This is a genomic window from Ignavibacteriales bacterium (assembly GCA_016709155.1).
Lineage (GTDB): Bacteria > Bacteroidota > Ignavibacteria > Ignavibacteriales > Ignavibacteriaceae > JADJEI01.
Window position 1 is genome coordinate 1,240,876 of sequence record JADJEI010000001.1, and the last position, 17,471, is coordinate 1,258,346.

Sequence of the window (17,471 nt, forward strand, 5' to 3'; positions counted from 1 at the left end):
CTCCTACTCAGCGTTGTGTTTAACACAAAAATCCGTCAACGTATCTGCCTTTATCCAAGTATTATTTAGATATAATACTGCAGTACTATCGGTGTAAAATTCTCCGACTGGACAATCCTTACCAACAAATGGATTGTATCCCTCCGGGCTGTAAAACGTATTATTTTTTATCGAGCCCCAAGATGGGGTATTATATGGTGATGGATCAGCAGAGTCAATTCTGCATGTAGGGCGCTCAGGATCTAATGATTTTATTTTACTGCCTTGTATTGAAGAATAAAAATGCCCAACCCTTGGATGTGCATCCTGTGTGATTCCCACACCCTTTCCACCAGTTATCTTGCAATTATAAATTTGTACAAGTGGTTTCTCTGAATGTTTTGAACTGTCTTTTTCTCCAGCTTCTATTCCTGATTTGATTGGATAAACTGTGTTAATCTCACTATTTGTTACTGTGAATTGGGCAGACTTATATACAATAACTGAGTCTGTTTCATTTATGTGAACATAGTAAGAACTATCCTTATTAACTACTGCACCAATTCCGTCGCCTTGACTAATCACATTCGGATCTTGTCCAGTTGCATAAATAATTGTTGAATCAATTACAATTCTATAAGCCCCTACTTGCATTCCATCCCAACCTGAATACATAACGTAACATCTCCTGAATGTTGCATCATCACCGAGCAGCTTTACTCCACTTGGTGCTGCAATTACCAATGTATCATTTTCAACTGCCGCCCAGCCGCAATTAACTATCGAATCATTATAAGCGTAAAAGTAACTCGATGCTGCGTCCACTCTTATCCCAAATCCTCTGAACTTTCTGATCTGTATATCTTTGATTGTAATGTTATCAGCATTCTCAAGATCAAATCCCTTAATGCTCCAGAGGTAAGGGTCATCATCAAAAGGGTTTGATTGCCCTTGCAGTATAGTCTTGGTTTTTCCCTTACCAATGAAAGATAAGCCGCTAAGATTGCTGATAAAAATACTATCAACAACAAAAGTTGAGTCAATGAGATAGTAAGAAGTATTTGAAGTTAATTTGTCCTGCATATCTTTAAATGAGTAGGCATTCGTCCAACTCGAGCCTGAGTGATCACCCGTTCCGTGAGGAGTTACATACTTAACAGCATTGGTGGAGGGGGATACACTGTTGTTATCTCCAAATAAATTGGAATTAGTGTTATTATAATTAGCAGCTATGAAACAATAAACTGCTGCAAAGAAAAGAACTGAACGAACAAGAATGATTTTCATTAGAGCCTCCTAAATATTATTGAAAAAATGTTAAATAAGGTTTTCGATGGTTTTAGCCCGCAGATAATACTTATATAAACCTTTTTGAAATTCCTGAAACATTTTACAAAGATGAATGGAGAAAGTCAATAACCTGAATGAGTGAAAATAAAAAGATGACATCCCGAAAAGCCGGATGTCATCTTTAAGGAAGAGGGAAATTATTTTAATAAAAGAATTTTCTTTGTTTGCCTTGAACCGGGTGAGACAAGATTCACAAAATATACTCCTGAACTTAGCTGAGAAGCATCGAATGTAAACTTCTGCCTGCCTGAAGCTATCTCACCATTGTAAAGTTCTGCAACTTGCTCACCGAGCAAATTAGTAATTTTTAGAGATACATTTGTGCGGAACCGGAACAGAAAATTCAATCGTTGTGGAAGGATTAAACGGATTGGGATAATTCTGATATAGCACCATTTCATCGGGAATTATATTTCCACCATTATCAGCAGATGTGAGATAGAATGTCACTCAATACTATCTACCATAGGGTTTAGAGGATCAACACTAAACTCTTTACTAAAAGCATCTGAAAAACCTATTCTCTGAGCAACAAGTTTATATGTTCCTTGGGGTAGAAAACCGATATCGAAAGTTCCGTCAATTTGCGTGAATCCATAATTGTAAATTAAATTATTTGTGATTGACTGAGCATAAAGTATAACATCAGCGGGAACAAAACTTTTCCCCGGCATAATATTTACGAATCCACTTCCTTTGCCCCCTCCAAAGGAGGAGTCTCTTAGCAGAGCTATATTTTTTCCTGTCACGGGAGAATCAACTAATACTGAATCAGCTAATTGCCAGAATACCGTTGAAGTTGGATCACCATAATACGAAGGGACAAAAAAATCTGAGAAAGCCTGCACATAATAATAGCCAGGATTTATAATATTCTTTGCACTAAAAAATCCTTGATTATCAGTAAACACAGTGTAAATATTATCCGGCATCGGAACATCGTTTAATTGAATCATTTTACTCGGGTTATGCCCCCCTGTACGAATTACAACAATTCCTTTTGAGGGAAAACCGGAAACACTATCAACTACCTGCCCGGAAAGAGATTGATTAGTCTCAAGCATTTTAGATAATGTAATATTAATATTTACTGTCGAATCAGCTTCCAGTATTATTTTCTTTGCATAAAAGGGTGCAAACTGACCATCATAAAATCCAACATAGAAGGAATCTTTTTGCGCTGCGATGGTAAACTCTCCGGGCGGAAGCATGCAAGAAAAGTTACCATTAATATCAGTAAAAGATTTTTTAAGAATATAGTTACCGCCGTATATAATATTAACTTCGGCTTCGGGAATTGGATTAGTTCCATCAGTAATAATACCTTGAATTATTCCGGTGCTTTGATCATCATCAAAAAAATCAATTTTAATTTTTAAGTCCTCAATCGGTTCTTCTCCATTATTATAAACGAATAGTGTGTCAGTAGTATCGAAAGAAGAGATATAATAAAACCCGATAAGGATACAATCCATTTTTACGGAATCGCCCGGCATCAATTGATTTGGACTTTGCCATGGTCCATCAAATCTTAGAAAATACAAGTCATGATTATACTGGATTGAATCTATTACTAACGGCTGATCACCTTCATTAATTAAATAAACCGATTCAAACCTTTTGAAAATATCCTCAAATTCAATTTCTCCCGGCTCGATGTCTAATTTAGGCTGAGCCAATAAAAAAGAATTAAACCCAAGTAGTAAAATCAAAAGTTTTGAAAAATTTTTCATATCAATTTATAATTTTAAGATTTGTATTTTTTGTTTAGTAAGTTTACGCATTAAAAAGTGACAAAAAAACTTGGCAATAGATAATTTAAATTACATAAATTTTAGTCAAAAAGAACTTGATGAGTTGTTTCGAGCTTCTTTGGCAGGAGACTCCAAAGCGTTCCGAACACTTTCAATCCATGTTCGGAATATTGCCTTTAGCTATTTCCAGTCTAAACAGCGTCAGGGAAAAATAATTAATACTGATGATGTTGACGATTTGACAAACAACGTTTATTTGGCATTTGCCGAGCAATATCAAAAGGTAGAAAACCTTGAATTCTGGCTTAGAAGAGTTCTTTTTTTAAGTTTTATTAACTGGTATAAAAAGAATAAAGCTAATCGAACTTTCGAGTTAGAGGAAGCCCGATATCTTCACGATACAAGTTCTAACCCGGATCACTCAATTGATGCAGAAAAAATTAACTCAATTATTGACACACTTGCAGGAGACAAACAAAAAATTATCCGAATGCGATTTTATGAAGATTTGAAATTCAGTGATATAGCAATTAAGTTAAACAAGTCAGAAGACGCCATAAAAAAAATGTTTTATAGAACTCTCGGTGAACTAAGAGGCAAATTTTAAATTGTCACCTTTTGGGAATTAAAATAACTATTGTATTGTGAAAAAAATAAAATTATAATGAACAACTTTGAATACATCCTGGATTTACTCCAGAAAAAATCGCTTAGCGAAGTCGAAAAGCTTAAGCTTGAGGAAATTCTTAAAAATGACCTTGAGGCTAAGGAATTTTACAATACCTACATCAAGTTAGGTAAAGCACTAAAGAAATCCGACCATATCTCGTTTGACGAATTGAAAGATTTTATATTAGTCAAAAATAATCTTGAACCGGAAGACCAAAATATTCTAGCTAAAATTCCCTGGATTGAAGCCCATCTGCAAGAATGCGCCGCTTGCAAAGATCAGTTCACAATGATCAATTCCGAATATGCCGATGTTGAAAATTTTCTAACTGACAAATTCGCCACAAATTCAGATAAAGCTTTTAATTCAAATTCTAAAAAAGCTCCCTTTTTTAGAAAGATGAATCCGCAATATTATGCGTTCGCCGCAGTGCTGTTAATCGGCGTATTATTCGGATCATTATTTTTAGTTTCAGAATTAGCAACACCCTCGGCTTTCAAACACGCATCTCTCGAAGATAAATCCGATTTCTATATTAGCAGAGGAAGAACTACTGATTATTTTCAGGAAAGCATTAGCGCTCTTGATAATAAAGATTACAACGCAGCCATTTCTTATTTAAAAAAAGATATTCAAGAAAATTCTAACAGCGAAACAATTTTTTATACACACTATGTTTTAGGATTGGTTTATCTTGAAATTGCTGAAAGTAATTTCATAGGCTTATTTCCTTCATATAATAAATCGAATGCAAAGGATGGGTTGAAAAATCTCCAACTGTCAATTGAGAAAAACCTTTCCGGTAAATATCAGAATCTCTCAATGAATGCACATTTTTATATCGCAAAGGCTTACTTGATGCTTGACGATAAAGAAAATGCAAAAAAATATTTGGAGAAAGTTATTGAAGAAAAAGGTAGTAAAATGATTGAGGCTGAAAATATTCTGAGTGATTTGGAGTAGTCTGTGTTCAATGATTATATACAAGACATCCATATTATTGCTGCTGATACTTTCCTTGTTTCAGCCCGCCGATAAAAATTTTTCCGGTTCTGAAAATAATGACTTAAAAAAATCCGACAAATTTTCTGCTTCAGATTCGATTTACAAATCTGTAATTACAGCCAATTGGAATGTTGAACTGTTAAAATCTTATCAGAGAATTATCCTCAATTCTGATATTAACTCCAACCATGAAAAACAAAAATTAGAAAAATTACACGATGGTTTTGAGAAGTCATTTTTATTTGCAATGATTTCCAACCGCGATGGAAATTACGACCAAATGTTCGACACCCTCTATTCAAAATTTTCAAATCATCAGGATTTTCTCCCTTATTACGAAGAGCTTATTTTCAGTGCATCTGCTACCGATAGATTATCAATGCTTGATGCAAAACTTAATGGAGATAAATCCTTCGACGAATCGTTCGATAAAAATATTTTGCTCTATTTTATTAATTCGGCAAAAGGAAAGTACAAAGACGCAGAAAAATTTATAACTCAGTTAGTTGTGAATGATACCACAAATTATGAGTTGTTTTTTCACTATTCATTCTTGCAGAGGAGTCTTGGAGATTATCAATTAGCACTTACAGTAATTAATAAAGCCCTGAAGCTGGCTGAAAAAGACAAATGGTTTCAAATAAAAGCATTACTTGCAAAAGGTTCGCTGTATTTTCTTTCCGGCGAAAATGAAAAAGCATTAACAGAATATGAAAGTGCATTAAAACTTTCACAAAAAGTCGGCGATAGACAAAATGAATCCAAAGCCATGGTTGATGTTGGAATCATGTCGGACATGAATGGCGAAGTGGAAAAAGCAAGAGAGTATTTCAATAAGGCAATAACGATTTCAAAGAGTATTAACGATAATGAAAATCTCGCATTCGCTTATTCTGAACTTGGCGTATCATTTTCTTTCACAAATGAATTAATTGATGCGAAAGAGAATTACAAACGCAGCTATCAGATTTATAAAAGTCTTGGAAATAAAATGAGGTTGTCATTTTTATCCGATAACCTCGGAAGAATTTATCTAAACATATTTGACTTTAAATCTGCACTTAAATACTACAACGATGGGGTAGAATTTGCGGGCGATAACAAAAGAGCGCTTGCATTAAATCTTACCGGAATAGCCGATGTGTATTCTAATATATCAAACTACAGCGAAGCATTAAAATACTATCGCAAGGCACAAGAAATAACTTCCGATATAAAAGAAATTGATTTGTCTTCTCTGATAAACTCGGGGCTCGGAATCCTTAACTTTAATCTTGAAAGATTTTCCGGGTCGCTCCAATTTTTTGAAAAAGCATTTTCCGAAAGTGAGGAGGCGGGAAACCTTTATACTTCCGCCGACCTTTATAATAAACTTGGCATTGCTTCATTCAAATTAGACAGCCTTGACAATGCAAAAATGTTTTTGCAAAAATCAATTACACTCTCTAAAAAGATAAATTCATTTTACACTGAAACGCTTTCCACACTCGACATTGCTTTGGTTTATTTTGAATCGGATCAAACTAAGGAGGCTCGAAACTATATTTCTATTGCAAAAAACTCCGCATCTAAATATGGCTTCGATAATATTCTTTCCGAAGCACAGTTAATAGAAGGGAATATCTATTCCAAAGAAAATAATTTTAACGAAGCAAAAAATAGTTATCTGTCTTCTCTGAATATCGCACGCAGGTTAAATGAAACTAATCTCCAAATTGAAGCACTGCATTCATTAGGAAATTTATTTGCCGAACACAGTTTGAACGAAGCTGCTGAATCTTATTTCAAGTCTGCTGTTAAATTAATTGAGGATGTCTCCCGCCCTTTGTTTGAAGAAAATGAAGTACAGATTTTTTATTTTTCATCTAAAGCTGAAGTATATAACTCTTATGCAAATCTGTTGTTAAATCAGAAAAGATTTGGAGAAGCATTTGAATTGATTGATCACTCAAGATCGAGAAACATGATGCAGAACCTGAGCAATATCAAGCTTCAGGCGGCAGTTGGCAGCGATTCCTTGTTAGAAAAAATTTACGAATACGAGTGGCTGATTCATTCTCAGCTTCTTTCGGAGAATGAGATAGACTCGGTTAAAATTCAATCTCGTCTTCTTAAAGAAGAAATCGTAAAGACTGATCCATCATTAGCAAAATACTTAAACTTCGACAGCAGTCATTCAATTAAAAATATACAGAATGGTCTTTCAGAAAAAGAAAACTTCATTTCAATTTATTCTAATAAAAGATTCACCCATATTTTTTTAATTACGAAAAAAGATTTTCAGCATTTTGAAATAAACAAAGGTCAAGGCGATATTCTTTCAATGCTCTCGTCTATTTCTCCTTTTTATGATGACAGCATTTCAGACCATGAATTTTATAATCAGGATTTATTTTCATTCAATGCAAAATCAGCTTTTGATTTCTACTCAACTTTGCTCAAACCGGTTTTAACAAAAGTTAATAAAAGCAGTGATATTATTTTTTCACCATCAACTGAACTAATAGCATTTCCATTTGAATTTCTTGTTAAGTCTTTCGATAATAATTCCAGTCCCTATAGTTATAATGATAAAGAATTTCTGATCTATGATTATAATATTTCATACGCAAACTCTGCTGCTAATTATCTCGAGCTAAAAGAAAATAAAAAACTTAGTAACAATAAATCCTTGATCATCGGAAATCCTTTTATCAACAGCAGCACAAACGAATTTGCAGACAGAAGAGGATTACTCGAAGAAAATTCCGGTGTACCGCGAAATGTGGCGTTACTTCCTTTAAAATATTCCGAAGAAGAAATTAGCGGGGTGGGAAACTTGATCGGCGCAAATCAAGTATTAACAAATACAGAAGCCACCGAAACAAACTTCAAATTAAATTGTGAGAATAATAAGATCATTCATCTTTCGACTCATTCAATGCTCTTCAATAAACAGCCGGTCATTTTCTTTTCAAATTCTTACGACACTGAAAACGACGGCTTTCTCGAGGCATCTGAAATTGTTCAGTTGAAACTCAACAGCGATCTGGTTGTGCTCAGTTCGTGCAATTCCGGTTTGGGCGCCATTGATGCATCCGAAGGAATACTCGGAATGTCAAAAGCATTTTTTGAATCTGGATCTAAAAGCGTAGTGGTTTCTTTATGGGAAGTAAATGATAAATACACCTCAAAATTTATGATCCTATTTTACAAAAGATTAAGCGAAGGCTTTGATAAATCAGAAGCGCTGCGATTAGCAAAACTTGATTTCATAAAAGAATATTCCCCCAACCCTTTTTACTGGAGTGCTTTCATACTGAATGGTAATATTTCAAAAATAGATTTGAAACAGAGTGTAAACATGCAGCCTTACATTATCGGACTACTTGCGATATTTACAGTTTCAGTATTATTCATATATTGGAGGAGAAAGCAAAAATTATCTGCGGTATAAATTCGTTATTTTTCATCTCTCCTCCATCTCAATTAATGTCTTAAAATTATAATATCTTGAAAGTCGCATCCTGAAACTTTCAGGGTAGCAGAGTCAATTATTGAACTTCGAATCCTTCATTTCAAATTAACTTTTCCCCTCGTTAATGCATTTCAGCTATTTTATTTATAAATTCCTCCCGGAAATTTAATATTACTTTGAGGCTTTACTATGAAACCAAAAATATTCCTTCCACTCCTGCTTTCATTCTTAATTCTTAATTCTTCATTGTTAATTAGTACCGTCAGGTACGTCAGTCCCACCGGCAGCAGCACCCCGCCCTACACAACCTGGGAAACCGCCGCCGACAGCATTATGGAGTGCATTAACATCTCCGTGTTTGGCGATACCATTTACGTTGCCAACGGTACTTACAAAGAGCAGGTAGTTATGATTCCCGGCTTAAGTCTTATTGGCGCAGGTATGGATAGCTGTGTGATTGATACGAGAGAAATAGTAACATCAAGTTTTCACGCAGTTGAAGTTGTTGATAGTTGTATCTTTAAAGGATTTTATGTCATCGTTTCTTATGATTCCGATACTGGAGATGGTATCGCAGGAGGTGGAAAGAGTTTAATTACAATGAATAAGACTTCAAATGCTACAGACGGTATTCTTGTTGGTCAAGATCCAACTGTTTATAAAAATATTTGTTTGAACAACAGAACCGGGATTGAAATATTCAATTCAAATTCTTTGGTTAGAAGTAACATCATTAGTAGCAATCTTTATCAAGATTTTGGGATCGATATTTCGGCTTTTGACTTAACATTTACACCAGTAATTGATTCAAATTATATTGAAACAACTGGCCACGGAATCGGAATTGCCTTTGGCAGCAAACCCACAATAACTAACAACACAATTATTTTAAAAGCAGATTATTCTAAGGGATATCAGGGAAGTTATACAGATACAGCTAAAGTTTTTAATAATATTGTTATAGCAAGCCAATACTTACCTAATTCTGATGGCTTTGTAAATACCGGGGTTCCTCATCAGACTTATAATAATAATGTATTTGGTGAATTGGGAGATGGTTTTATCTTTACAGGAGATGATAGCCATTTAATACAATTAGTAAATAACTCTATAATTAATGCCAATAATGGTATAATTAATTGTGGAGGTCAAGGTATAAGTGCACATTACAATAATTCCTGGAATAATGACTTCAATTACAGTGGCTTTACCCCCGACAGCACAAACCTATCAGTTGATCCAATGATAGTAAATGATGACTCAACCGAAGGTGATCTCGATTTTCATCTTCAAAAATATTCTCCCCTGATTGATGCAGGTGATCCCATCATACTTGACAGAGATGGAAGCAGAAGTGACATTGGTCTTTACGGCGGACCTTACGGCTGGAGTTACACGTATAATGATTTAGCACCCCGTCCTCCACATAATCTTACCGCTGTTGTTGAAGATGGATTGATAAAATTAACCTGGAATAAAAACACTGAAGCAGATTTTTCACATTACAGAATCTACCGCGATACAGTAACTAATTTTATCTATGACACAACCAAGATAGTTGGAATAACAAGCGACACTTTATTTTATGATAATCTCCCAATCACTAACAAAGAAAAAAAAATACTATTATTTAGTTACAGCATTTGATAATCAGAATAATCAATCAGAACCAAGTGAAGAAGTGACAGTGACAATAACAGGCTTGACAGAACATCCCCCGATAGGCGATGATGGATTTAGATTATTGAGTAATTATCCAAACCCTTTTAATCCATCAACAATAATTCCATACAGGTTAAAAGAAGCGGGATATGTAAAACTTTATGTGTATGATGTAAAAGGAGAATTAGTAAAAGTCCTTGTGAATCAGTGGCAGAACAAAGGTTATTATGAAGTAGTATTTCAGCCCAACACAGGAGAAAGAGAAAGAGCAAACAGTTTTGAAGCCCCGATGGGACCATATTACAGCGACATAGCCACAGGCATATACATCTATCAGATAATGGTAAGGGGGGAAGGAGACATTCCCGTTTTTTCAGATATGGGAAAGATGATACTTCTGAAATAAAATATTCATTTTCAGAAACCTCCGGTGGCAATGCCATCAGATGTTTAGCAAGAATATTATAAATCATACAGACTAAGAAATCACTAAGACTCCACACTCAGAATTAGCCTGATCACACTGAATTATATTTTATTAGTATATTTGATAAAGAAAAGACTCGAACTATATTAAACAACATTTAATAATTTTATGAGGTAAGCTATGAAAAAATTATTTACTGCTTTTTGTGTTTCGTTTTTGGTTTTATCGTTTACATTTTCTCCATCAGCTCTCGCACAGTCAATCTTTACAGAAGATTTTGAAACCGGTACGGCAAGTACTGAATGGCAAGCTTTCTTTGCAGGAGAAGATATGTTAGCCGCAGTCCCGATGGCTAATGCACCCATCCCCCTTTTAACCGGCGGTAGTTATGTTGGTTGGCTTCAGGACGTTGATACTTCTTACACAGGAATTGCTCTCGCAATCGCCGGCACTACTGACCTGATGGATTATTCAATTGAAGCAGATGTTTATTGTTATGTTAATCATCCCGACGGGTCAGCATATACCGGGTTGGTAATTTATGCAGACAGCACTATCGGGACATACATAAAGATGACTGCCGATTTTGATGCAGTTCCTTATCCGCGAATCAGGTTGTTTAATAACCGATTTAATTTTTCTACTTTTACCTACTCTTTTGATTATTCTTACAAAGCCGATAGTATCCCCGGTGGCATTCCAACAGAAAATGGCTGGCACAAAATGAAAGTGGAAGTAAAAACACTTAACGCAGACAGCACGGCTTTCTGGTGCTACTTCGATGGACAGTTATTAGGCACCGTTCCCGCAATTGATAGCGGTGAAGATAGAATGAGCTCGGGTAAATATGGTGTATATATTTTTCAGAATGGTTTTCCCCTCCCCGGTTACTTCGATAATATCACTGTTAATTCGCTCGTAACATCTTTGGATGATAATTCAAATACAGGGTTGCCCGATGGATTTTATCTTGAACAGAATTTTCCAAATCCATTTAATCCAGAGACAAATATTGCTTATCAGATTTCTACAGGTAACTATGTAACACTTTCTGTTTATGATCTGCTCGGACGAAAGATAAAAACGCTGGTCTCGAAAGAACAATCAGCCGGCAGTTACACAGTCAACTGGAATGGAACCGATGAATCAGGAAATAATGTACCGACAGGAATTTATCTATACACTTTAAGTGCAGGAAATTTTACATCCAGCAAGAAAATGATTTTGTTGAAGTAAGGCTCTATTTGACTGAATAAGATTTCATACGTGCTCTCGAAAATAAGTTTTGTGATTTTCAGCTGACTATGGGTCTGACACAGAAAATTTAAAGTCAACCGGTGATGATTTCAAAATCTATTTTCGAGAGGTCATTTAATTTATCAGATAGTTATAATTTCTGAGAATAATAATTGAAACAGGAGTTAATTCATTTGAAAAATCTTCTAAAAAATATTTCGTTTCGCTGCTTTGTAAGTATATTCGTTTTTGCGTCAATTATTAATTATGCAGGAACTACCGGAAAAATTTCCGGCACTGTTAGAGATGCCGAAACAGGTGAACCACTCCCGGGATGTAACATAATTATCGAAGGTACAATTTTAGGCGCCGCCAGCAACTTAGATGGTGATTTTTTCATTTTAAATATTCCTCCCGGAATCTACAGCTTGCGTGCTACTATGATTGGTTATAAACCTTACAGCATCAGCAGCGTTAGAGTGTTGATAGATCTTACTACTACATTAGAAATTGAAATGGAAACTCAAGTGCTCAATCTTGATGAAGAAGTTGTTGTTGTTGCTGTACGCCCGTTGATTCAAAAAGATGTTACTTCAAAATTATCTGTTGTAAGTTCGGATGAAATATTGAATATGCCGGTTAATAATGTGCAGGATATATTATCCACCAAAGCCGGATTTACCACTGACTCCGAAGGACAGCTTCATGTTCGCGGAGGAAGAACCGGCGAGATTGGTTATATGATTGATGGAGTTAAAGTTGACGACCCTTTATACGGCGGTTTTAACAGCGCTCTGAATAAAGATGCTATTAATGAAATGCAGGTTATCAGCGGTACATTTAATGCAGAGTACGGTGATGCAATGTCAAGCATAGTAAATCTTGTTACAAAGGATGGGGGCTCAAATTTTCATGGTAAACTTGAATATACTTCACCAATGATAAATTCTTCGCCATACAGAAAACCAAACCCATTCGCCGGTGTGGTTGATCAATCTGACTACGAAAACATTAAAATGTACGACGAGCAAATTATCCCCATTCCCGGCTTAATGACTGCTTCGTTAAATGGTCCCATAGCTGCCGACTTGTCTTTTTTGCTCTCAGGCGTTTATAGAAATGAAGATAGTTATCTCCCGCATGGCTATAATGTAGAGGGAGATGGATTTGCTAAACTAACCTATTCAATGACTCCCACAATTAAAATCTCTCTTTCCGGACAAATGACCGGGCAAAAATTTCAAGGCTACAACCACGCATGGAAATATCTCAGTGATCATCAAGCACATACTGAAATTCAATCAACCAGACTTGGAATAGTTTTTACACAAACACTTGGCAACAGCTTTTTTTATACGGCAAACCTATCAAGATTTAAAAATCACAGAATAGTGCAGGTGGGGGATAAATTACCGTCAGAATATATAATGGGAAGAACCGGCGAAACAGTTTATTTTTTTGTCGAGGGAGACGATTCTGAATTTGCTGATAATAATACCGTTACTTACCGTGGAAAAGTTGATGCGACTTTTCAAGCAAATATTAATAATCAGTTTAAAGGCGGTTTCGAATTAGTAAAACATGATATTAATGTGCACGAAGAATCAGAACCCTGGCCTTCAGGTGCACAGTTCAAAGATATTTATTCAAAAAACCCAATTGAGTTTAGTGGTTATTTGCAGGATAAAATTGAGTATAATTATTTAATAGTTAACGTTGGCTTGCGGTTTGATTATGTTGATCCAAGTGCAACTATGTGGCCTGATATCCGCAGGTTCGGATATTTTGACGAAAATAATAACTGGATACTCGCTGATGAAGTAAAGGTTGATCCTAAAACTCAAATCAGTCCGCGCATCGGATTAGCTCATCCAATTACGGAAGATGCTGTGCTTCATTTTTCTTACGGTCATTTTTTTCAATACCCGGATTACAATTCTTTATACTATAACAACGGCAGAGATATTAACACCTCCCTTCCATTAATTGGGAACCCAAATGTTAAAGCCCAAAAAACAGTTTCTTATGAAGCAGGAATAAAATACAAATTAAGTGAAAGCTGGGCATTGGATTTAACAGCATGGAATAAAGACATAACAGACTTGCTCTCAACTTTACAGATAAGTTATCTATCCCAGGATTATGTGGTCTTTTTTAATTCTGATTATGCAAGTGTAAAAGGAGTTGATCTAACAATCAGCAAACGTTACAGTAATTATTTTTCAGGTTCGATTGATTACACTTATATGGTTGCTAAAGGAAATAACTCACAGCCGTTGGGCGGCTACTTTAATGCTTTTACAAAAGAAGAAATCCCCCACCAGGAATATTTTCTTGATTTTGATCAACGTCATAAGTTTGCAGTGAATTTGAATTTCAACATTCCTGAAAATAGCGGAATAAATATTTTAGGAATGGATTTACTCTCCAATCTTAATATCAATATTATTCTAAAAGCTAACAGCGGTTTGCCATACACTCCGTATGTAGATCCAACTGTTCGAATTGATATAAACTCAGGAAGAAAACCATGGACTTCCACGGTTGATATTCGAGCAATAAAAACGATTCCTTTTTCAGGAGTTGCGGCTGCAATTTTTTTAGAAATAACAAATCTTCTCAACACAGAAAATGTTGTCTATGTTTATTCGCGCACCGGAAAGCCTTTTGATACGGGGCAGCCGGGCTTGGTAGGATCTTCTCCAGATGCAGATCATAACCCAACATACATCGGACCGCCGAGAATTATAAAGTTTGGCGTTCAATTTGTTTTGTAACTAAGGAAATTTTTATGAATAAAATTTTAAAAAGATATTTACTTTCTTTATTCCTTTTTATCTCTGTTGCTGTTACCGTTAATGTACAGGCACAGATTCAATCCTGCGAAAGTTGCCATGGTGAAAACGTAAAAAATTTAACGCTTGTCCCTAAAATCTTATCAAGCGAAGAAAGAGGAATCGGGATAATGGATAAAGGACAAGTTGTAAATTACCTCGGCAACTACGGCGTCCTTTCAAATTTTCACGAATATTTTAATGAAGCAATCCGCTGGCCCTCTGATGCAGGCGCACAAACTCACTACTGCTTTGGTTTAGGATTGATTGTTGCATCAAAGGGAAATGTAATTACTTCAGTTGTTGGTGCTGCCACTGACAAATACGACTGGGTTCCGAAAGATGGTTCGCGCGGACAAATATTTTCCGGCGATGTCATTACTCCTCCCCCTGACGAAACTCCATTTCTCGCAATGAGCGATAACCCCGACACCTGGACCGAAGGATATTTTGATGATTTTGGCAATTGGATCAGCACACCGGGAGAAAGACATTGGCCAGGAAAATTTAGAATAAATATTGATGAGTCATCTCCCGACTTTGGACAGGAAGTTCAAGGCGAATTTGTTTCCGACCGTGATATTTACTCCGTGTTTGATGACAAAATTAATTCTAATCCAAATGGACCACTCGGGATTGAAGTTGAAGAAATGGCTTATACATACGGACGTCCTTATGCCGAAGATCTGCTGATCTGGGAATTCACAATCCATAATAAAAGCGGGCAGCAGCTTGACAGCGTTTATGTTGGCTATTATGCTATCTTCCGACCGGATTATGACAACCAGGATTTAATAAATATCATTGATAGCAATCCAAATGACGGGAATGCTAAAGGTGACTTTGTTTATGTTTGGGATCGCAATAACACTAAAGATGGAGCCTGGGAAAGTGATCCCACCGATCTTGGAATGGTGGGGTTAAATATTCTCGAGACTCCTCAGAACATGGGTGTGACTGATTTTCATTATTTTAACAGAGACGTTGCCCCATCCATTGACGAACAAATGTGGCCTATTATTTCCAGCAATCCCAATGATCCTAATCTAACAATTCCTGATGCTTATTTCCATGGTGCTGACACTCGAATAGATGATACACACCCCGATGTTTTAAATCAATATTTCCCCGAAGGTGCGCCATTAAACTATTTTATAATGACAGGACCATTAACATTGGCTCCTGATGAAACTGTAATTTCCTCTGTTGCTGTTGTGATGGGAAATTCCGGTAATATTCCTTTTCAGCCTGATACCACCGACCTTATGAAAAATCTGCGAGTGACTCAGCAAATGTTCGAAAGAAAACTTCAGGGCTCTGGTCCGCCTAAAACTCCAACTGTTCAGGTGCAAGCTCTTGATAAAAGTGTTCGCATCTTTTGGGATTCCGATGCTGAGAATTCTAAAGACAATTTAACCGGCAAAAAAGATTTTGAAGGATATAAAATTTATCGCAGCGATAATCAGGGGAAAACGTGGGGAAGTCCAATCACAGATCAATTTGGAAATGTGATTGGATACAAGCCGATAAAAATTTTTGATTTAATTGATGGAATAAAAGGACCTGACCCGGCATTCAATCAATCACTCGGCGATGACACTGGTTTGAAGCATACCTTTACAGATGAAAATTTAATTAACGGAATTGAATACTGGTATTGCGTTACTGCTTATGATAAAGGCAATCAAACTATAGATAGTCTCGAACAATCTTATCAGTCGCCATTAGGTCATTCAACATTAGAAAGCAGTACAGTTTCAGTTGTGCCGGGTGTGCTGCCGCAAAATTATGAAGACGCAACTTTCGCCCCGGGGCTTAATCCTGACGGTTCTATCCCCCCAATCGGCGGAATTTGTCAGGGACTTGTTGAACTTGATATTGTTGATCCGGCAGCAATTACAGATGATAATTATTTAATTACTTTTGTTGATTCAACTTTAGAAATTGCCGGGGCTGATTCTAACTATGTGCTTGGATTTAATCTTTACAGAATTTCTGCTGAGTCCGGAGATACAACATTACTGCTTGATCATCATTTGTTGTCGGATGAAACCGAAGATAATTTGCCTATTACGGATGGATTCCGTCTAACAGTTTTAAATTCGCCATCAGGAACCTCATTTGTCGGATGGACAAAAGTGAACGGTGATACCTCTACCTTCTATTGGAACACAAAACCGGTCGAAAGATATATCGGAAGTCAGGAAGTTGTTCAGGAAGAGGTTTATACTATTGATGATTATCAGATTACAATTGACACTACCATTTCAGGTGGGCTTTCTGCGCGGCTTTATGATTTTTTCTCAGGCACTGTTTACGACACGATTATTCATCTGCCGCTAAAAGTAGAAGTAATTACAGATCTTCAAAATCCTGTTGATGTAAGTAACAATACGTGGCTGTTTGAATTTGCTATTCCCGCCCCCTGGGAAGAGTACAGAAAATTTTATTACAGTCCGATAGGGTGGGACCTTTTGCCAGGCGGTTCAGCCTACACTGCCGGCAGCCCGGGGTTTTATGAAAAATATATTGACATTTTAAATTTTGAAAAGTACGAAGTAATCCCTGAGGCAGGTGACACAATAAAGACGGGTTTACTTTTACAAACCAATCACCAACCTGATACTTACATTAATGCTGATGGAGATACTGTTCATATAGCCGCAACTCCTCCTTCGCAAGGCGATCAATTTACGATTCGAACTTATAAACCATTTAGAAAAGAAATTCGGTATGAATTCAATACAAAAAAATTAAATTATTCAAACACGGATGCAATTGATTTAAATAAAATCCGTGTGGTACCGGATCCTTACATCGTGTCGAACGAATGGGAAACTTCACAGTTTGGGAAAAAAATTATGTTCAATCATTTACCGAATGAATGCAAAATCTCTATCTATACTGTTGCCGGAGATTTTATTATTGATCTCTATCATCAGGATAATACCGGATATCAGTTCTGGGATATGCGCACTTATAATGATCAATACATTGCGTACGGTTTATATGTTTATGTTGTTTCAACTCCCGGCGGTCAGAAAAAAGTCGGGAAATTTCTTGTCATTAAATAGTTGACAGACATTATGGAGAAATT

12 protein-coding genes are annotated in these 17,471 nt (G+C 36.1%); 8 read left to right on the plus strand and 4 right to left on the minus strand.

Annotated elements, in window-relative coordinates; translation table 11 throughout:
- Positions 1 to 3: 3 nt before the first annotated feature.
- The 4 genes from IPH11_06225 to IPH11_06240 form a co-directional block, all read right to left on the minus strand.
- Entirely contained in the window at positions 4 to 1,266 is a 1,263-nt protein-coding gene (locus tag IPH11_06225) for a hypothetical protein (protein MBK6913258.1), read from the minus strand.
- Between the two features lie 200 nt (positions 1,267 to 1,466).
- The gene (locus IPH11_06230; protein ID MBK6913259.1) at positions 1,467 to 1,625 is read right to left on the minus strand and encodes a T9SS type A sorting domain-containing protein; all 159 of its coding nucleotides are present in this window, start codon (positions 1,623 to 1,625) and stop codon (positions 1,467 to 1,469) included.
- Between the two features lies 1 nt (position 1,626).
- Entirely contained in the window at positions 1,627 to 1,779 is a 153-nt protein-coding gene (locus tag IPH11_06235; protein ID MBK6913260.1) for a hypothetical protein, read from the minus strand.
- On the minus strand, positions 1,776 to 3,062 hold the full coding sequence (locus IPH11_06240) for a carboxypeptidase regulatory-like domain-containing protein (GenBank protein ID MBK6913261.1): 1,287 nt from the start codon (positions 3,060 to 3,062) through the stop codon (positions 1,776 to 1,778). The genes IPH11_06235 and IPH11_06240 overlap by 4 nt, the downstream gene beginning before the upstream one ends.
- A gap of 70 nt (positions 3,063 to 3,132) precedes the next feature.
- Between IPH11_06240 and IPH11_06245 the strand changes: the two genes are divergently transcribed.
- From IPH11_06245 to IPH11_06280, 8 genes are all read left to right on the plus strand, one after another.
- Positions 3,133 to 3,690: an RNA polymerase sigma factor gene (locus IPH11_06245; protein ID MBK6913262.1), complete on the plus strand. Its 558-nt coding sequence runs from the start codon at positions 3,133 to 3,135 to the stop codon at positions 3,688 to 3,690.
- A gap of 57 nt (positions 3,691 to 3,747) precedes the next feature.
- On the plus strand, positions 3,748 to 4,716 hold the full coding sequence (locus IPH11_06250) for a hypothetical protein (GenBank protein MBK6913263.1): 969 nt from the start codon (positions 3,748 to 3,750) through the stop codon (positions 4,714 to 4,716).
- 10 nt (positions 4,717 to 4,726) lie between these two features.
- On the plus strand, positions 4,727 to 8,194 hold the full coding sequence (locus IPH11_06255; GenBank protein ID MBK6913264.1) for a CHAT domain-containing protein: 3,468 nt from the start codon (positions 4,727 to 4,729) through the stop codon (positions 8,192 to 8,194).
- A gap of 210 nt (positions 8,195 to 8,404) precedes the next feature.
- Positions 8,405 to 9,862: a hypothetical protein gene (locus tag IPH11_06260; protein ID MBK6913265.1), complete on the plus strand. Its 1,458-nt coding sequence runs from the start codon at positions 8,405 to 8,407 to the stop codon at positions 9,860 to 9,862.
- Positions 9,863 to 9,896: 34 nt separating this feature from the next.
- A complete protein-coding gene (locus IPH11_06265) occupies positions 9,897 to 10,283 on the plus strand; it encodes a hypothetical protein (GenBank protein MBK6913266.1) in 387 nt (128 codons plus the stop codon).
- 201 nt (positions 10,284 to 10,484) lie between these two features.
- Positions 10,485 to 11,540, plus strand: coding sequence for a T9SS type A sorting domain-containing protein (locus IPH11_06270; GenBank protein ID MBK6913267.1), 1,056 nt, complete (start codon positions 10,485 to 10,487; stop codon positions 11,538 to 11,540).
- Positions 11,541 to 11,734: 194 nt separating this feature from the next.
- Positions 11,735 to 14,317 carry a TonB-dependent receptor gene (locus tag IPH11_06275; protein ID MBK6913268.1) on the plus strand — a complete coding sequence of 861 codons (2,583 nt, stop codon included), beginning with the start codon at positions 11,735 to 11,737 and terminating at the stop codon, positions 14,315 to 14,317.
- Positions 14,318 to 14,331: 14 nt separating this feature from the next.
- Positions 14,332 to 17,448 carry a hypothetical protein gene (locus IPH11_06280; protein MBK6913269.1) on the plus strand — a complete coding sequence of 1,039 codons (3,117 nt, stop codon included), beginning with the start codon at positions 14,332 to 14,334 and terminating at the stop codon, positions 17,446 to 17,448.
- Positions 17,449 to 17,471: the final 23 nt, after the last annotated feature.